We start from the raw sequence: 18,885 nt of genomic DNA, 5'->3' as shown, positions 1-18,885 counted from the left end.
AGAAAAGATAGACGTAAGGGCAATTGCATGTAAATTTGTAAAAGCAAAATACATTAACAGCAAAACCGATACGTCTATGGTACAAAGTAACAAAAAAGATTTCAGCGGACAAAATATCTCTATTGGTATCGACGTCCATCTGAGAACATGGAGTGTCACGGTGCTCACCCCCTCTGGGTTTATGCGCACTCATACTCAAAAGGCTTCGGCCAAAGAGCTCTTTGAACATTTGAACAAGCATTATCCTAACGGTAGCTACCATGCAGCCTACGAGACGGGGTTTTCGGGCTTCTCGACCTATTATGCCCTGACTGAGCTTGGTATAAAATGCACCGTGGTACATGCGGCTGACGTTCCGACCACCCAGAAGGAAAAGGTCTCGAAGTCAGACCCGGTGGATTCAAAAAAGCTGGCCAAAGCCCTTATGCGCGGCGAGCTCGGCAGTGTGTACATTCACTCGAAGGACAGCCTCGATGACCGTGCGCTGGTACGCCACCGCGCCACTATTGTGAAGCTTTCCGGCGGCATAAAATCCAGAATCAAGCATCTGCTGTACAACAACGGCGTGGAGTACCCCGAAGAATATTTCCGAAGCAACCGCCACTGGACAAGAAGTTTCATAACGTGGTTGCAGAATGACGTGCGGTTGCTCTCCGACACCCGGGTCTCGCTTGACCTGCTCATTGCCGAGGTACTCCATTACAGGGAACGCCTCCTTGATGTCAACCGCAGATTGCGCTCGCTGGCGCGCAGCGACAGGTATGCCGAGAAATACGGCATCCTGATGTCGGTTCCCGGCATTGGTTCGACAATTGCCATGAGCCTGCTTACCGAGATTGATGACATCGGTCGCTTCAGTAACCAGCGCCAGTTCGCATCGTTCCTCGGACTCGTGCCGATGATGTCGTCAAGCGGCGACAAGGAATACGTCGGTGAGAAGACTTTCCGGGGAAACAAATTCCTCGGTCCAAAAATAGTCGAGGCCTCATGGATAGCCATACGGCACGACGCGGAACTCTCCGCAAAGTTCGGCGCATTGTGCACTCGCGGAATGAAGTCGCAGGAAGCCATAATCCGGATAGCCCGCAAGCTCTCCAACATAATATTTTCCGTACTGAAATCAAACCGCAGATATGAATGCCGTTAGATAATGCGACACACAAAAGTCTTATAGGCAAATACAGTAAGACGGCTACTCTCGCCTCCTTGATGAGCCTTGGCTGCATCTAAAAGAAAGGTTGTGGCGTCTTTCCTATTATGCTGAATAAGTAAACTGTCAGCCCGATGGGGCGTGACTGATAGAAGTTTGCCTGATAGGACTTTTTTTACTACAAGGCATTTCGGGCTCTAACCGATTGCCGGTTATTTGATTGGGGCAGAGGCCTCGATCATGACTCTTTTGTGCCTACACAATCGGCACAGAAATATAAGCAATTGATTTTTAACGTTAATCTTTTCTAAATCTCAACGAGAATTTTGGAATACAACATAGAAGGAGTGATGGATGTTGATGATGTGATTGGGATACCGGTCTATGAAGTCCTCCGAAAGCACCTGCATATAGCGGGCTAAGACTATAAAGTCAACTTCATAACGGTCAAGAATCTCAAATTCCCTCTGTTCCATCTCGGCTTTGTTGTCGCGTGTCACCGGCACCACCTCAAACGGTATGTCGAACTGCCTGCCAACGATAGCAAGATCAGGGTGGTTGGAAATGATCACAGGGATCTCCACATCCCACTCTCCGGCGATATATCGCGATAGAAGGTCATAGAGGCAATGCGACATCCTGGATACAAATATAGCCATGCGCTGACGATGGCTTGTGAAGCTCAGACGGTGAGTGAGCTGATAGCGCGTGGCATAGAGGGTCTGGAAATAGTCCTTGAGCTTCTCTTTAGGGATAAGGAAGTCGGTGATATCCCATTCCACGCGCATGTAGAAGATGCCGGTGGCACGGTCGACATACTGGTCAAGATAAAGGATATTGCCACGGTTGGAGGTTATAAAGTCGGTTATGACTGCAATTATGCCGGGCTGATCGGGACAGTGCATGCGCAGGACTGCGGTGTCGGCATGTTTCTTGTTTTCCATACTTTTATAAGTTTAGGGTGCAAAGTTAGCAAAATATCACACAAAACATGGCTTAAAAGCTTCTGAATGCAACAGATCTGACAAATCAAGAAAATAAATGTCACACTTACGGCTCATTAAAACAAAAAAAATCTCCCCTGTCGCCGCGAATAGCGACAGGGGAGCAAATAGATTGACGGTACGCAGGCAATGCATGCGGGGATCCGATGCCCCTACGCACTCATGAAAGTCATAGCAAGATTACTTGCCGGCGAGCTTCTCCTTAAGGCTTGCGAGAGCCTCAAGATCGCCGAGAGTAGTCTTTTCGAGCGGAGTGGTGAGAACTGGAGTCTCCTCAGCGCGACGGTTGCCGCCACGACGGCCTTCGCCACGGTTCTCACGCTTGCGGGGCTGCTCAGCGCGCTCGCCCTTCTGCTCGTCCTCGAAGGTACGGCTGTGAGAAAGGATGATGCGCTTGGAATCCTTGTTGAATTCGAGCACCTTGAACTCAAGCTTCTCATCGAGCTGGGCACGACTGCCGTCAGCCTTGGCAAGATGCTTGGGAGTAGCGAAGCCCTCTACACCATAGGGGAGAGCGATGACTGCGCCCTTCTCAACCACCTCGATGATAGTGCCCTCGTGAACAGAACCTACAGTGAAGATGGTCTCGAATACATCCCAGGGATTCTCTTCGAGCTGCTTGTGTCCGAGTGACAGACGACGGTTCTCCTTGTCGATCTCAAGAACCTGAACCTCGATGTCGGCACCTATCTGAGTGAACTCGCTGGGGTGCTTAACCTTCTTGGTCCAAGAGAGGTCAGAGATGTGGATAAGTCCGTCAACACCCTCCTCGATCTCAACGAACACACCGAAGTTGGTGAAGTTGCGTACGCGGGCAGTGTGCTTTGAACCTACAGGATACTTTGTCTCGATATTCTCCCAGGGATCGTTGCGGAGCTGCTTGATGCCGAGCGACATCTTGCGGTCCTCGCGGTCGAGGGTAAGTATCACTGCTTCGATCTCATCGCCAACCTTCATGAAGTCCTGAGCGGAACGGAGGTGCTGGCTCCATGACATCTCGCTTACGTGGATAAGACCCTCTACGCCGGGGGCGATCTCTACGAATGCGCCATAGTCAGCCATAACGACTACCTTGCCCTTAACCTTGTCACCAACCTTGAGCTCTGAGTCGAGAGCGTCCCAAGGATGGGGAAGGAGCTGCTTGAGACCGAGAGCGATGCGCTTCTTCTCGTCATCGAAATCGAGAATTACCACATTGAGCTTCTGGTCGAGCTGCACAACCTCCTCGGGATGGCTTACGCGGCCCCAAGAAAGGTCGGTGATATGAATGAGACCGTCAACGCCGCCAAGGTCGATGAACACACCGTAGCTGGTGATGTTCTTGACTGTACCCTCAAGTACCTGACCTTTCTCAAGCTTAGCGATGATCTCACGCTTCTGCTGCTCAAGCTCGGCCTCGATGAGAGCCTTGTGGCTGACAACGACATTCTTGAATTCCTGATTGATCTTAACGACCTTGAACTCCATGGTCTTGCCCACGAAGATATCATAGTCGCGGATAGGCTTGACGTCGATCTGTGATCCGGGGAGGAACGCCTCGATGCCGAATACGTCGACAATCATACCGCCTTTGGTGCGGCACTTGATGAAGCCCTTGATGACTTCGTCCTTCTCAAGAGCCTCGTTAATGCGGTCCCAAGAACGTGCTGCGCGTGCCTTGCGGTGAGAGAGGATGAGCTGGCCCTTCTTGTCCTCCTGATTCTCAATGAACACTTCGACAACATCGCCGACCTTGATCTCAGGATTGTAGCGGAACTCGCTCATGGGGATGATGCCGTCGCTCTTATAGCCGATGTTAACCACAGCCTCACGCTTGTTGAGTGAGATGATGGTACCTTCGATTACATCCTTGTCACGCACGGTGTTGAGCGATTCATCATAGGTCTTGGTGAGCTCTTCGCGCGACTTCTCGCCCTTGGTCTCACCCTTTTCAAATGCTTCCCAATCGAAATCCTCGATAGGGGAGTTTTTTACTTCTTCAGTCATTAAAACTGGATAATGGGGTTAATAAATATGGTTAATTAATATGCCTCACGCTATCAGGCGCATAAGCGGCGCAAAGATAGTGATTTTTTTTCAAACCGCAATGACTCAACGCAATAATTTCGCACCTGACAATCCATTACAAGAGAAAACAAGCACCCGCCCCATTGGATTTATTCAATCACATGAGGACGGGTGCTGTGGGTCTTGTATATGGACTGTCTTATTGCCTTTATGGGATGGCTCGCAGTGCTTGGGCACAAGGGTGCTTCTACCTGTAGTCCTTGAACTGAGCCTGCAGCTTCTTCCGGGCAAAGAATATGCGGCTCTTGACGGTGCCCAGGGGGAGGCCCATGCGCTCGGCTATCTCGTTGTACTTGTAGCCGGCGACGTGCATCGAGAAGGGCACTCTGTACTCCTCGGGGAAGGAGTCGATGGCGGCGGTGATCTCCCCTGCCCCGTACGACCCTTCAGGGCTCTCAAGGCCCGAGTCCTGCGAGAGGTTCAGGTGGTAGAGGTCCTCGGTCTGGTCTACGACGGTCTGGGACCGCACGCTGCGGCGGTAGTTGTTGATGAAGATGTTGCGCATGATGGTGAACACCCATCCCTTGAAGTTGGTGTTGTCGACGTACTTGCTTTCGTTGTCGAGGGCCTTCAGGGTCGTGTCCTGCAGGAGGTCGTAGGCATTGTCCCGGTCGGACGTGAGCATGTACGCGAAGTTCAGCAGGTTGCCCTGGAGGCTCATGAGCTTGCTTTCGAATTCCTTGTTTGCCATTATGGTGTCGCCTTTAGTGAATGTGTGAACTAGGTCCGGTCTGTGCGGAGGCTGGGCGTGCCATGCCGTTCCGGTGATCCAAAGTTACGGAGTTCCATCCGGTGCTCGCGCATATCAATGACGGTTTTTGGCGCCACGGCGGCCGCATGATGCCGGCAATGCAGGTCCATGCCTGTATGACAGGCAGTTGCATATGTGATGCTTTTGTAACAAAATTGTTACAGGTAACAGTCCGAGGGCCCATCTGACACATATCCGCGCTCCACTGGCGCACTCCCCCGGGCGGCGGACATGCGGGCAGGCCTGTGCCTGCCCGCATGTGCCTGTGAGGGCTCCCATGGGCTCCGGAAGGGCGGCGGAGGCATGGGGGTCCCGCCGCCCTTGGGGCACATAAAAGAATAGCCCCGGGGACTCTGGTCCTCGGGGCTCGGGAAGGGGCGGTTATCTACTTTCCCGCTTTCGCAGTATCATCGACGTGGTGAGGTTTAACTGCTCTGTTCGGAATGGGAAGAGGTGGAGCCCTCACGCTATGGCCGCCTTAGTTCGGTAGAAGAAAGGCACGCTGGAAGCTGCGAACCGTGACTCTTGACGGCACGATGACCGTCCTTGGTCCCCGGTAACACTCCGGCAAGCACCACCGGAAGGTGTGTCTGACGGACCCGCGATGATCGCACGCGGGACTCTCTGGCGTCGGACCACTCCCGGAAACGGGTCCTGTCGCCTCCGATGATGATGCCATCGCGGGGCCACCCGGCCGGTTTAATATTATTTACATGTTTTGAGGGATGTCTCCCTGAGAAAGGGTTTGGGCGATTAGTATCGCTCGGCTGAACGCGTTGCCGCGCTTGCACCTGCGACCTATCGACGTCCTCGTCTCGGACGGCCCTTATGTGGAGATCTTATCTTGAGGGGGGCTTCGTGCTTAGATGCTTTCAGCACTTATCCTGGCCCGACGCGGCTACCCGGCGGTGCACCTGGCGGTACAACCGGCTCACCGGTGGTCGGTCCGACACGGTCCTCTCGTACTAGTGTCGGGGCCTCGCAAATCTCCCGCGCCCACAACAGATAGAGACCGAACTGTCTCACGACGTTCTGAACCCAGCTCGCGTGCCACTTTAATAGGCGAACAGCCTAACCCTTGGGACCTTCTCCAGCCCCGGGATGTGACGAGCCGACATCGAGGTGCCAAACCACTCCGTCGATATGAGCTCTTGGGAGGGATCAGCCTGTTATCCCCGGAGTACCTTTTATCCTTTGAGCGATGGCCCTTCCATGCGGAACCACCGGATCACTATGCTCTAGTTTCCTACCTGTTCGACCTGTATGTCTCTCAGTCAAGCGCGCTTGTGCCATTACACTCCACGGCCGGTTACCAATCGGCCTGAGCGCACCTTTAGAAGCCTCCGTTACTCTTTTGGAGGCGACCACCCCAGTCAAACTACCCACCAAGCAGTGTCCCCGCACCGCGGGTTAGAGACCAAACGTGCGAAGGTCAGTATTTCAACGTCGGCTCCTCGGCGACTGGCGTCGCCGGTTCTCTGCCTCCTGACTATCCTACACATCGCACGCCCGGTCACAGTGCTAAGCTGCAGTAAAGGTTCACGGGGTCTTTTCGTCCCGTTGCGGGTAATCGGCATCTTCACCGATACTACAATTTCACCGAGCTCACGGTTGAGACAGTGTCCGGATCATTACACCATTCGTGCAGGTCGGAACTTACCCGACAAGGAATTTCGCTACCTTAGGACCGTTATAGTTACGGCCGCCGTTTACCGGGGCTTCAATTCAATGCTTCCATTGCTGTGACATCTCCTCTTAACCTTCCGGCACCGGGCAGGTGTCAGGCTGTATTCTTCATCTTTCAATTTCGCACAGCCCTGTGTTTTTGTTAAACAGTTGCCTGGACCTATTCTCTGCGCCCCTCCCGGAGGAGGGGACCCCTTATCCCGAAGTTACGGGGTCAGTTTGCCTAGTTCCTTAACCGTGAATCTCTCGAGCGCCTTGGTATGTTCTACCCGACCACCTGTGTCGGTTTAGGGTACGGGTCGGCATGGGATATGCTTAGCGGATTTTCTCGGGAGCATGGTTACCTCCGCTGTCGGCTCGCCCGGGGGCTCGCCGTACTGTCCCGCTTCGGCACTCCGCCCGGATTTGCCTGGGCGGCGTATACCTTTGCGGTTCAACGCGCTATTCCGTCAGCGCGCGGGAGTGTCACTTCTCCGTCTCCACATCGCTCTCATACCGAGTAACGGAATGTTGACCGTTTCTTCCATCGGCTACGCCTTGCGGCTGCGCCTTAGGTCCCGACTGACTCTGATCCGATTAGCGTTGATCAGAAACCCTTGGTCTTACGGCGGGGGAGTTTCTCGCTCCCCTTGTCGTTACTTATACCTACATTTGCTTTTCCGGGGCCTCCAGCCAGGCTCGCGCCCAACCTTCCGCGGCTACCGGAATGCTCCCCTACCACCCGCCGGAATACCGGCAGGTCCACGCCTTCGGCACCGGGCTTATGCCCGATTATTATCCATGCGGGACCACTCGACTAGTGAGCTGTTACGCACTCTTTAAATGAATGGCTGCTTCCAAGCCAACATCCTAGCTGTCCTTGCGGTCCCACCTCGTTATTGTCTTCAACTTAGCCCGGATTTCGGGGCCTTAGACGGTGGTCTGAGTTGTTCCTCTCTCGGACGCGGACCTTAGCACCCGCGCCCTCACTCCCGGGGACCGTGCCGTGGCATTCGGAGTTTGTCAGGACTTGATAGGCGGTGAAGCCCTCGCATCCTATCAGTCGCTCTACCTCCACGGTACTGAGCCCGAGGCTGCACCTAAATGCATTTCGGGGAGTACGAGCTATCTCCAAGTTTGATTGGCCTTTCACTCCTACCCTCAGGTCATCCGAAAGCTTTTCAACGCTTACCGGTTCGGACCTCCAGTGAGTGTTACCTCACCTTCATCCTGCCCAAGGGTAGATCACTTGGTTTCGCGTCTGCCGACGGTGACTGTGCACGCCCTCTTCGGACTCGCTTTCGCTCCGGCTCCGGGGCTGAGCCCCTTAGCCTCGCCGCCGCCGGCAACTCGTAGGTTCATTATGCAAAAGGCACGCCGTCACCCCACGAAAGGGCTCCGACCGCTTGTAGGCACATGATTTCAGGGTCTGTTTCACTCCTCTGTTCGAGGTTCTTTTCACCTTTCCCTCACGGTACTGGTTCGCTATCGGTCTCTCGGTAGTATTTAGCCTTGCGGGATGGTCCCCGCGGATTCGGCCAGGATTCCTCGTGTCCCGGCTTACTCAGGTGCCGCCTCTGTCACGACGCGCGTTTCGCCTACGGGGCTGTCACCCGCTGCGGCCCCACTTTCCAGTGGGTTCGGCTACGCTTGTCCTGTCCATTCTTTGGCGGTCCTACAACCCCGGTCGGTGCCTCGACACCGCCGGTTTGGGCTCCTGCGCGTTCGCTCGCCACTACTTGCGCAATCATTGGGTTATTTTCTTTTCCTCCGGGTACTGAGATGTTTCAGTTCCCCGGGTTCGCTCCACCCTTCAAGGGTGGTGACGCGGTCGCCCGCGCCGGGTTGCCCCATTCGGACATCCGCGGATCACAGGATATTTGCTCCTACCCGCGGCTTTTCGCAGCTTGTCACGTCCTTCGTCGCCTCCGAGAGCCCAGGCATCCTTCATGTGCCCTTCTCTCCTTTCTTTATGACCTGTAAGTAATCCAATCGGTTTTTCCAGTAGAACACCCTCGCCTGCATCATTCTCACTCAGCAGGGTTGCAGTGTTGCTTGCTCTTTGATTTGTGTTACTCGTTTTCTTCGATTCGCTTCGCATCAACTTTTAATTGATGCGCGCTTCCAGTATGTCAATGTCCTCTCTTCTGAGTAGTCCCTGGCAGAGTTGAACTGCCGACCTCTACATTATCAGTGTAGCGCTCTAACCAACTGAGCTAAGGGACTGTCCTGATCCCTTATGGCAAGGACTCGGGTGAATCCGCCTGCGGGCGGGGATCGTATGAGGTTGCAACGTGACGTAGAAGTGTGTGTCGAGGCGTGTTCTCCCTGTCGTATTGTCCATGTCCCGAAGTCCGAGATAGGTCCCGGCGGGCAGCCACGCCGCATCTGCGGCGGACCGTGAGAGCGGACGTCTCGTCTCGCTCCAGAAAGGAGGTGTTCCAGCCGCACCTTCCGGTACGGCTACCTTGTTACGACTTAGCCCCAGTCACCGGTTTTACCTTAGGGCGCTCCTTGCGGCTGCACACTTCAGGCACCCCCGGCTTCCATGGCTTGACGGGCGGTGTGTACAAGGCCCGGGAACGTATTCACCGCGCCATGGCTGATGCGCGATTACTAGCGAATCCAGCTTCACGGAGTCGGGTTGCAGACTCCGATCCGAACTGAGACAGGTTTTCGGGTTCCGCTCGGCGTCGCCGCCTGGCTTCCCGCTGTACCTGCCATTGTAACACGTGTGTCGCCCCGGACGTAAGGGCCGTGCTGATTTGACGTCATCCCCGCCTTCCTCGCAGCTTGCGCCGGCAGTCTCTCCAGAGTGCCCAGCTCTACCTGATGGCAACTGAAGATGGGGGTTGCGCTCGTTATGGCACTTAAGCCGACACCTCACGGCACGAGCTGACGACAACCATGCAGCACCTCGACGCAGGTCCTGAAAGGACTTTATGCTTTCACATACATCCCTGCGTCGTTTGAGCCCGGGTAAGGTTCCTCGCGTATCATCGAATTAAACCACATGTTCCTCCGCTTGTGCGGGCCCCCGTCAATTCCTTTGAGTTTCACCGTTGCCGGCGTACTCCCCAGGTGGAATGCTTAACGCTTTCGCTGTGCCACCCAGCCGTCATTCCGGCCGGACAGATAGCATTCATCGTTTACTGCGTGGACTACCAGGGTATCTAATCCTGTTCGATACCCACGCTTTCGTGCATGAGCGTCAGTTGCGCGCCGGTAGGCTGCCTTCGCGATCGGAGTTCTGCGTGATATCTATGCATTTCACCGCTACACCACGCATTCCGCCTACCCTTCGCGCACTCAAGGGACACAGTTTCAACGGCGGAGCGGGGTTGAGCCCCGCGATTTTACCGCTGACTTGTGCCTCCGCCTGCGCACCCTTTAAACCCAATAAATCCGGATAACGCTCGCATCCTCCGTATTACCGCGGCTGCTGGCACGGAGTTAGCCGATGCTTTTTCTTCAGGTACTCTCACAGCAGGTCCCGACCCGCCTCTTGCTCCCTGACAAAAGAGGTTTACAACCCGTAGGGCCGTCTTCCCTCACGCGACTTGGCTGGTTCAGCCTCCCGGCCATTGACCAATATTCCTCACTGCTGCCTCCCGTAGGAGTCTGGTCCGTGTCTCAGTACCAGTGTGGGGGACCTTCCTCTCAGAACCCCTACGCATCGTCGCCTCGGTGGGCCGTTACCCCGCCGACTAGCTAATGCGCCGCATGGCCATCCGCAGCCGATGAATCTTTAACCGCCGAGGGATGCCCCTCTGCGGTGTTACGCGGTATTAGACGGAATTTCTTCCGCTTATCCCCCTGCTGCGGGCAGGTTCCATACGTGTTACTCACCCGTGCGCCGGTCGCCGGCGGGAGCATTGCTGCTCCCCCGCTGCCCCTCGACTTGCATGTGTTAAGCCTGTCGCTAGCGTTCATCCTGAGCCAGGATCAAACTCTCCGCTGTTTTCTATTGTCTTATTTTCTTCTTTTCAGTTGAAATCAAGCAACAGAAACTGATTTGTTGTTCGTTGCTTTCGCGGAGAGACGAACCTCTCACCGCACCCATCCGGAGGATGGGGCGTGTCGCCCAGCGGACATGTCTGCCCTTAACGCCGGTCTATTTCGTTTCTTCTTGTATGGGATGGAAATTGACAGGAGAATCATATCGCCGCCGATCGGCAGCGACCGTCTCTTGTACTACTTCTATCGTTGCAATTCTTTCAATGTTCTCATGCCTGACCAGGGGCGTTCCCCGGAAAAGCGATGCAAAGGTACTGCCTTTTCCCATTCCATCCAAATTTTTATCCCTCTTTTAACAGTTATTTAACATATCAGAGCGAACTTTATTCCCAAATCGGTGTTACAGGACTGTTTTTGGCGCAAAATACATCCCACCCAAAAACATGCCCAATTCTGAAAAACGCCCCATATTATAATATTCGGAGACAATCCTCCTGTTAAAACAAGGCAGCATGCTAAAGATACTGATCAATCCCCCTTTCACAACGAGTGGCACCGGATGCAAGAGTGGCACGCAAGCGGTCACCATTACGAGCCAAGGACTCCTCGTCCTTACGCGAAGGATGATAAAGATGGAACTGGATGCCGGAAAAAACCATGGTGCGACGACGTATGCCGAGATTGTTAAGCCTTATGGCAAATTCACGCTCCTCTTCTCCCCATTGTGTAAATGACTCGTCGAATCCGTTGGCACGGATTGCATCATCACGCCAAAAAGCCATATTCGCCCCTATGAGCTGACGCACCGACTTGCCATGATGCTTCACAAGAAAGCGTGTGAGCCATGAGGCATGTATGGAGTGCAGACGCAAGCTCATGGGCGCACTGTACCATGTGAGCGGACCTCGGAATTCATTATTACGAAGCCTGTCGGAGACTTTCGGGTCGAGCATGGAACGCAACCCAGCCACATAATACCCGCTCCGGGCATTGCGCAGATGCTCGGCTATGAACCGACGGTCAAGTATCATGTCACCATCGATCATTATTATATAGTCGGACTTGGCGGCGGCTATGGCACGGTTGCGTATACGTGACAACTGGAAGCCCTCGTCGGGCTGCCACACATGCACGAGCCTGTCGCCAAATATCGGGCGGAAGCTTTCGATCATCTCACGCGTCGGTTCGCGCGAGCCGTCATCGGCTATAATGATCTCATCGGGCATCACGGTCTGCCTCGCTACTGAGAGCAATGTGCATCTGAGGTCGAGAGGAGCATTGTAGGTGGTGATGACAAGGGCTGTAGTCATTAACTATGATGATTTATATTGATTCCGGCTACAAATATAAGTATTATTATGTTACCCCACAACCAAAGGATGGAATGCGCCAACAAAATAAAACGCTGCCCCAAGCCTTACGGACATGGAGCAGCGCATATTGATAATGCCTATTGGTCAGCAGGGATTACTTCTCTACGTGGGGACCTGCGGCCACAAGTGCACGACCGGCATCATTGCCCTCGAACTTCTTGAAGTTGTTGATGAACATCTCGGCGAGCTTGTCGGCCTTGGCTGTCCATTCAGAAGCGTCAGCATAAGTGTCGCGGGGATCAAGAATGCTGGGGTCAACGCCAGGAAGCTGAGTGGGAACCTCGAAGTCGAAGATGGGGAGCTTCTTGGTGGGCGCGCTGAGGATTGAGCCGTCAAGGATAGCGTCGATGATGCCACGAGTATCGCGGATAGAGATACGCTTGCCTGTACCGTTCCAGCCGGTGTTAACGAGATAAGCCTTGGCACCGCTCTTCTCCATGCGCTTAACGAGCTCCTCGGCATACTTCACAGGGTGAAGCGAGAGGAATGCCGCGCCGAAGCATGCAGAGAATGTGGGGGTGGGCTCGGTGATGCCACGCTCTGTACCTGCGAGCTTGCTGGTGAAGCCTGAGAGGAAGTAGTACTTGGTCTGCTCAGGTGAAAGGATAGATACGGGAGGAAGCACTCCGAAAGCGTCGGCAGAAAGGAAGATCACGTTCTTGGCGGCGGGACCACGAGAAGGACGCACGATGTTCTTGATGTGGTCGATGGGGTAGCTCACGCGGGTGTTCTCGGTCACGCTCTTGTCGGTGAAATCGATCTTGCCGTCCTTGTCAACTGTCACGTTCTCAAGAAGAGCGTCACGACGGATAGCGTTGTAGATATCGGGCTCGCTCTCTTTGTCGAGGTTGATAACCTTGGCATAGCATCCGCCCTCGTAGTTGAACACGCCGTTGTCGTCCCAGCCGTGCTCGTCGTCGCCGATGAGAAGACGCTTGGGATCGGTTGAAAGGGTTGTCTTGCCTGTTCCGGAAAGTCCGAAGAAGATGGCGGTGTTCTCACCCTCCATGTCGGTGTTGGCAGAGCAGTGCATTGAAGCAATGCCGCGGAGGGGGTTGTAATAGTTCATGATAGAGAACATGCCCTTCTTCATCTCGCCACCATACCATGTGTTGATGATGAGCTGCATACGGTCGGTGAGGTTGAAAGCCACACAGGTCTCGGAGTTGATGCCGAGCTCCTTCCAGTTCTCAACCTTAGCCTTGGAAGCATTGAGCACAACGAAGTCGGGGGTGAAGTTCTTGAGCTCCTCCTCGGTGGGACGGATGAACATATTGGTCACAAAGTGAGCCTGCCAAGCCACTTCCATAACGAAGCGTACTGCAAGACGAGTGTCGGGGTTGGTGCCGCAGAAAGCGTCAACGACATAGAGAGTCTTGTTGGAAAGTTCCTTGTCGGCGATAGCCTTGAGAGCCTTCCAAGCCTCGGGAGTGATAGCCTTGTTGTCGTTCTTGTATTCTTCGGAGGTCCACCAGATAGAGTTCTCGCTTGTGCTGTCCTTCACGAAGAACTTGTCCTTGGGTGAACGTCCGGTATATATACCGGTCATTACATTGACTGCGCCGAGCTCGGTCTCCTGACCTTTCTCGTAGCCCTCAAGTCCGGGCTTAACTTCATCAATGAAAAGCTGATCGTAGCTGGGATTGTGGATCACCTGTGCACCGGTGATTCCGTACTGGGATAAATCAATTGTACTCATTGTAAACAGTTAGAGTGTTATTTGATATATAAAATGAATAATTGCCTTTTTCTACGTGTGCAAAGGTAGTGACTTTTTTGTTAACAGGACGCATAATTAAAGAAATTTTTCTTTATTAATTAAGATTTGCTGTCATTATGCACAATAGCCTTCACACATTGCATCAAAACCGGAACAAACCTATCCATAAAGGTGTTTAATGAAAATCAACCATCTTAACAATATTTAATAATCCACAGATCCACAGCCGATTGTTATATTATGTTAACCTGCAACTCTTTTGTGTAACAAATATGTTGGAGATTTGTAACTTAGTTGTAACTTTGCCACTGTAAAACACATGTGCAGTACGTAAGAATGGTTAAAAACATTCTCTCTTTGCACTTATGCTATCATTCAATTAGCCAATCACATTAAAATACAATAAACGTATGAGGATCAGTGTGAAATCAACTCTCTTCGCTATAGCCACCATGATTCTGGCAATAGGATGCCGCACATCCGGAGCGAACGATCACAACAAAAAAGACACCAGGACCATAGAGGCAGACATCAAATTTGACAGCGACAGCGCATATGCCTATGTGGAACGCCAAGTGGCAATGGGTCCACGCGTACCTGGCACTCCTGCCAACATAGAATGCTCCCGGTATATACTCTCGGAGCTCACACGCCACGGTGCCGACAGCGTGAGGGAACAGAAAGGGAAAATGACCGCCTACACAGGCGATGTCCTCCCTATCATAAACATAATGGGATGTTTCAATCCCGGAGCCAGGAAACGGATACTCCTTCTCGCCCATTACGACACACGCCCATGGGCCGACCAGGACATAAACCGCGACAACCATTCCACACCGATACCCGGGGCAAATGACGGAGCCAGCGGAGTGGGCGTGCTTCTTGAAATAGCCCGACAGCTGTCCGACCACACTCCCCCTATCGGGGTTGACATGCTCTTTGTCGATGCTGAGGACTATGGACAAGCATCGGGATTCTACAATCATGACGAGTCATGGTGTCTCGGCACGCAATATTGGGCTGCCCACATGCCCTACGCACAGGACTCACTGCCGAGCTATGCCATACTCCTTGACATGGTGGGAGGAATTGATGCCAAGTTCCATCGCGAATACTTCTCTGTGCAGGAAGCTCCCAATGTGGTAGACAAGGTGTGGGGAATAGCGGCACGATCCGGATATGGGCACAGGTTCCCTAACATCGACGGAGGCGCGATAGTGGATGACCATATATTTGTGAATAAAGCCGGCATACCTGCCATAAACATAGTCGAATCGAAAAACGATGTCACAAAATCATTCGCCCCGACATGGCACACCATGGACGATGACATGAACAATATCGACCGAAGCACCCTAAAAGCAGCAGGACAGACTGTTCTGAATGTGATATTCAACGAGAAGCCCTGACCAAAACATTAATGACAACATACAACGGTTCAGCCCCTATGCCAGAACAGGCACAGGGGCTGAACCGTCATATTAAAGGATATTCCCTACAGCATACGCAGCGGCTGAAGAAGCTCCAGGACATCAAGACGCGACAGCGTGCGGCGAGATGAAAGTGCCGAAGCAAAATCATGAGCCACCGCCTGCACACCCTGATGCGAGAAAAGCCTCCACAGGTAGGTATAACTCTTGTTGAATAGGCGGTCAACCTCATCAGGCTCAAGGGCGCAGGCCCCCGCGCCGTCGTCGTGAGCAGCCTCCTTGAGATCACGCGCCACCTCGTCGGGGACAGCATGACCGCCATGCACCAGATGACGGCACATGAGGTTGGCTATGAGCATTGACACGCCAATGCTGAAATTATTCACTATCTGGGTCCACGCAGCCTTAGCCGACACTACGGGATTCCCCGCAAAGAAGAAGTCAGGCGACATCTCCATAATGTCGTGAGGATCATCGGCATCAAGGTTTATCGAATACAGAAGGCTGTCCCCATCGTATATGACGAGACTTATAGCCATACCCGCGGCACCATATGCGCGGTCAACATCGTCGATATATCTGAATTTTTCCATATCATTATTAAGCCACCTACGAGCAGCGGCTTAAGGTTTTATAGGGTTACGCGGTTATAAGACTATAACCATTGGATTTAAACTAAAGTTGAACAACAGGTCAATTGACCACAAGGATTTTTGCCACCACATCACCGGCAGAGCTCTCCGCGCCCTGACCTGACGAAGATGCCAGCACATAATACACACCGCTGCGCACGCGCGTGCCGCCTATGTTGCACCCATCCCAGACTGCCATGCCGCCCTCGGAAGAGGTCTGATACACAAGACGCATCCCTGAGTCCATTATCTTGACAAGCGAGTCCTCCATCAGTCCGGTGATTGTGATCGGACCTGAATAGCCGGAAGTCACAGGGTTGGGATAAGCATAGACGTCGGAATAGTCCGACCTGGGAGGGGATGATGTGGAGGAGTATTCATAAAGCCCCGACAATGTACCTACAAACAGGGAACTGGAATTGGGATCACAGTACAGAGCGGTTATGACGTTGGAAGGAAGAGGAGAATTATCGATAGTGAAATGAGAGATAATCTCATCACCGTCCTCGCTGACAAGATACAGCCCGGAACCGTTGGTGCCTATCCACTTACGGTTGGAACTGTCGACAGCGATAGCAACAATGTGCTCATTGTCAAGAAGATAATCAGCAAGCCCGGAGCCATCGTTACGTGGCACCTTGATACGGTTGATGCGGAAATCATCATTGCATGCCTTTGCAGGATTTGAGACAGAGACCACACCAGCCCTGGTCCCGAACCAGACATGCCCTCGCTGATCCTCGACCAAACATGTCCACGCTTGAGGAGCAAACGACTTTCCATCCTGATCAGTCATCGCAGACCATCCCACAAAGATATCATCGGAGGGGTCGGCAGGAGTGCCACGGTGATTCACAGCAAGGAAACCGCGATTGTCAGTAGCATCTATGCCGAATATCATGCCGGAATGCCTGCAATGCAGCAATTTTATGTCCCTCACCTTCAGATAGAGGTCATAATCCGCAATCGCCCAGTCATCCATCGTCACTTCCGAAGGATCAAGCCGCCGCTTATCCGCAGGAAGGATCGCTATGGGATGCTTCTCGCCTCCCGCACGAGAACACACCCACAGATTCCCATCATTATCTATCGTCACCGATACGGTGCCGCAATAATAATTGGCATGCTTGTTGATGGTCGAGTTGGTGTTGTCGAATTTCTTCAACTCTACACCATCTTCAATAACATATACACCCTCGCAGCCACTGCCTATGTACAATCGCCCGGCGTTGTCGGGGTCCTCGGCAATCTGTGTCGGAGAGAATATGTATTTCCCATAAGATGACTGAGACCCCATGCCGGGACCGGTATTAGCCGTAACCCCTACAGGATCAATCTTTTCAACACCATCTCTTGTGACAAGGTTAAGTTTCAGCCGGATATTAAATCTGTCCCCATCCCCTACAGGATGGTGCTGGGTCATTCCGAGATTCGATATATAGAACCCGCGGTTATCGGATGTCGGAAATATATTGCATATCTCATTGAATGTGATGGCATCAGACGGCACACTTTTTTCCCGGAGCACCGTTACCCCGCCGTCATGTTCAATCCTGTAGTTGCCTATGCCGTCCTCGCCGGCAAACCACACCGAGCCAAGACCATCATGCGAGGCTATAAGATTACTCCTGAACTGTTCCGGCATAGCGATGTCCGCAACAAGAGTGCCGGAATCACTGTAATGCCCTACTATTCCATCCTTAGTGATAAATCTCACCACACCGTCATCCCCCTTAGTCAGACCGGTTGCATTGCATGCCGTGCCATTGAGAAGGATGTCGTGTAACACACATTCTCCGTCCGCACCTATGTCAATGCTGCCAAGGCGTCCGTTCCTGCTCACAGCATACCTCCTGCCATCAGTATCCAACATCCGGAAGTCGGTGATGAGATCCCGGTAGCGGCATATGAGCCTGAAGTTATCCGGTATGTTTATGGACGCGTCACGCCTCACTCCATAGAGAGCGTAATTACCGTTCTCAGGATTCATGCCCGCGAGTATAAGATATCCGGGGGCAGGGATAACAGTCCGGATCGGTAAATTGTACATACGTGACTCCCTCACTTCATAACGGTCGGTATCGTATATCACAAGTCCGCCTCCAGTAGCGACAAACATATCGCCACCATCAAAACTTATATCATTTATGGTCTTGTCGACTCCGGCTCCGGCATCCCTTATCTCCGGGAGGTTCACTCTGCTGCCGTCCGACAGAATCAGATCCATATTTCCGTCGGCATATGCAACGGCAAGAATGCCCTTATCACTGTCGTGACGGATCAGCTTTACAGTGTATCCCGAAAGAGCTCCGGAACCGCTGTAGAAACGTGTCTCGTCAGCATTCTTGTCGTAACTGTAGAGGCATCCTCCGGTAGCATACCACACATGACGGTCGGTCTCGACAAGGTCAGTGACCTCCCCGAACACAGGATACTGCTTCCAGGAGCCGACTGCGATCTGCGCCTGTCCGGAGACAAGAGCCAGCATCGACAGCAGAAATATGAATAATCGTAGTGTCATTAATTGACTAAATAGAATTCAGGTAATCAAGCAGCATGGCAGTCGCTCTCCCGCGATGGCTAATGGCATTCTTGGCATCCGCGCTCATCATTGCGAAAGAACAGTCCTCGCCATCAGGCCGGAACACAGGGTCATAACCGAATCCGCCATCCCCTTCCGGGCTATCGAGAATCGTCCCCTCGACCTTTCCGCAAAACGACATTTCCTTCCCGCCAAGTATCAATGCTATGACTGTGACAAACCGGGCTGTGCGCACCTCCTTGTCCTCCATGTTCTTCAGCAGAAGGCTCATGTTTGCCTTGCTGTCATGTCCGGGGCCGGCATATCGTGCGGAATACACTCCCGGAGCACCGCCGAGCGCATCGACCATAAGTCCGGTATCATCGGCAAAACAATCGTAACCGTAATGCTCTTTGACATAACGCGCCTTCTGCCAGGCGTTCCCTTCGAGAGTCTCAGCAGTCTCAGGAATGTCCTCATGACACCCTATCTCCTCTAACGACAGCACATTAAACCTGTCGCCTACAATACGGCGTATCTCTTCAAGCTTATGCTGATTATTTGTCGCAAATACTATTTCCTGCATATTGTAAATAACGTGTCCTAAGTTTAATT

General features: G+C 52.9%; 9 protein-coding genes, 1 tRNA gene, 3 rRNA genes and 1 pseudogene. 2 read left to right on the top strand and 12 right to left on the bottom strand.

Annotated features, from left to right (window positions below; translation table 11 throughout):
* The first annotated feature begins 76 nt into the window (after positions 1-76).
* Positions 77-1,147 (top strand): IS110 family RNA-guided transposase, encoded by a 1,071-nt coding sequence (locus EZ315_RS05355; protein ID WP_055301324.1) that lies wholly within the window; start codon positions 77-79, stop codon positions 1,145-1,147.
* Between the two features lie 320 nt (positions 1,148-1,467).
* On the opposite strand, the pseudogene EZ315_RS05350 reads toward EZ315_RS05355, so the two are convergent.
* From EZ315_RS05350 to pckA, 9 genes and pseudogenes are all read right to left on the bottom strand, one after another.
* A pseudogene (locus EZ315_RS05350) lies at positions 1,468-2,094 on the bottom strand (formyltetrahydrofolate deformylase); the annotation flags it as partial.
* Between the two features lie 240 nt (positions 2,095-2,334).
* A complete protein-coding gene (gene rpsA, locus EZ315_RS05345; RefSeq protein WP_135471165.1) occupies positions 2,335-4,140 on the bottom strand; it encodes a 30S ribosomal protein S1 in 1,806 nt (601 codons plus the stop codon).
* 268 nt (positions 4,141-4,408) lie between these two features.
* Entirely contained in the window at positions 4,409-4,912 is a 504-nt protein-coding gene (locus tag EZ315_RS05340) for an RNA polymerase sigma factor (protein WP_135470762.1), read from the bottom strand.
* 432 nt (positions 4,913-5,344) lie between these two features.
* Positions 5,345-5,453: ribosomal RNA gene (gene rrf / locus EZ315_RS05335) — 5S ribosomal RNA — on the bottom strand.
* Positions 5,454-5,705: 252 nt separating this feature from the next.
* Positions 5,706-8,608 (bottom strand): 23S ribosomal RNA (locus EZ315_RS05330).
* A gap of 181 nt (positions 8,609-8,789) precedes the next feature.
* Positions 8,790-8,863: transfer RNA gene (locus EZ315_RS05325), tRNA-Ile, on the bottom strand.
* Positions 8,864-9,066: 203 nt separating this feature from the next.
* A 16S ribosomal RNA gene (locus tag EZ315_RS05320) occupies positions 9,067-10,598 on the bottom strand.
* Together the 16S, 23S and 5S rRNA genes with 1 tRNA gene alongside form the textbook arrangement of a ribosomal RNA operon.
* A 511-nt stretch (positions 10,599-11,109) precedes the next feature.
* Entirely contained in the window at positions 11,110-11,904 is a 795-nt protein-coding gene (locus EZ315_RS05315) for a glycosyltransferase family 2 protein (RefSeq protein ID WP_135471164.1), read from the bottom strand.
* Positions 11,905-12,061: 157 nt separating this feature from the next.
* The gene (gene pckA, locus EZ315_RS05310; RefSeq protein WP_135471163.1) at positions 12,062-13,666 is read right to left on the bottom strand and encodes a phosphoenolpyruvate carboxykinase (ATP); all 1,605 of its coding nucleotides are present in this window, start codon (positions 13,664-13,666) and stop codon (positions 12,062-12,064) included.
* Between the two features lie 443 nt (positions 13,667-14,109).
* On the opposite strand from pckA, the gene EZ315_RS05305 reads away from it, so the two are divergent.
* Positions 14,110-15,096 (top strand): M28 family peptidase, encoded by a 987-nt coding sequence (locus EZ315_RS05305; protein ID WP_242452512.1) that lies wholly within the window; start codon positions 14,110-14,112, stop codon positions 15,094-15,096.
* Between the two features lie 86 nt (positions 15,097-15,182).
* Here the strand turns inward: EZ315_RS05305 and EZ315_RS05300 are convergent, their stop codons facing one another.
* From EZ315_RS05300 to EZ315_RS05290, 3 genes are all read right to left on the bottom strand, one after another.
* Entirely contained in the window at positions 15,183-15,710 is a 528-nt protein-coding gene (locus EZ315_RS05300) for a hypothetical protein (RefSeq protein WP_135471161.1), read from the bottom strand.
* A 100-nt stretch (positions 15,711-15,810) separates the two neighbouring features.
* Positions 15,811-18,270, bottom strand: coding sequence for a type IX secretion system anionic LPS delivery protein PorZ (gene porZ / locus EZ315_RS05295; RefSeq protein WP_135471160.1), 2,460 nt, complete (start codon positions 18,268-18,270; stop codon positions 15,811-15,813).
* Positions 18,271-18,277: 7 nt separating this feature from the next.
* Positions 18,278-18,856 carry a non-canonical purine NTP diphosphatase gene (locus EZ315_RS05290; RefSeq protein WP_135471159.1) on the bottom strand — a complete coding sequence of 193 codons (579 nt, stop codon included), beginning with the start codon at positions 18,854-18,856 and terminating at the stop codon, positions 18,278-18,280.
* Positions 18,857-18,885: the final 29 nt, after the last annotated feature.

It is taken from the genome of Duncaniella freteri, assembly GCF_004766125.1.
In the GTDB taxonomy this organism is placed as follows: Bacteria; Bacteroidota; Bacteroidia; order Bacteroidales; family Muribaculaceae; genus Duncaniella; species Duncaniella freteri.
Note: the sequence above shows the minus strand (reverse complement) of the source record. Positions and strands in the feature narration are given on the sequence as shown.

What these genes read in the sequence shown, in the direction of transcription:
- porZ (WP_135471160.1), bottom strand. Translation starts at nt 18,270, where the DNA reads ATGACACTACGATTATTCATATTTCTGCTGTCGATGCTGGCTCTTGTC.
- EZ315_RS05340 (WP_135470762.1), bottom strand. Translation starts at nt 4,912, where the DNA reads ATGGCAAACAAGGAATTCGAAAGCAAGCTCATGAGCCTCCAGGGCAAC.
- EZ315_RS05290 (WP_135471159.1), bottom strand. Translation starts at nt 18,856, where the DNA reads ATGCAGGAAATAGTATTTGCGACAAATAATCAGCATAAGCTTGAAGAG.
- EZ315_RS05315 (WP_135471164.1), bottom strand. Translation starts at nt 11,904, where the DNA reads ATGACTACAGCCCTTGTCATCACCACCTACAATGCTCCTCTCGACCTC.
- EZ315_RS05355 (WP_055301324.1), top strand. Translation starts at nt 77, where the DNA reads ATGGTACAAAGTAACAAAAAAGATTTCAGCGGACAAAATATCTCTATT.
- rpsA (WP_135471165.1), bottom strand. Translation starts at nt 4,140, where the DNA reads ATGACTGAAGAAGTAAAAAACTCCCCTATCGAGGATTTCGATTGGGAA.
- pckA (WP_135471163.1), bottom strand. Translation starts at nt 13,666, where the DNA reads ATGAGTACAATTGATTTATCCCAGTACGGAATCACCGGTGCACAGGTG.
- EZ315_RS05300 (WP_135471161.1), bottom strand. Translation starts at nt 15,710, where the DNA reads ATGGAAAAATTCAGATATATCGACGATGTTGACCGCGCATATGGTGCC.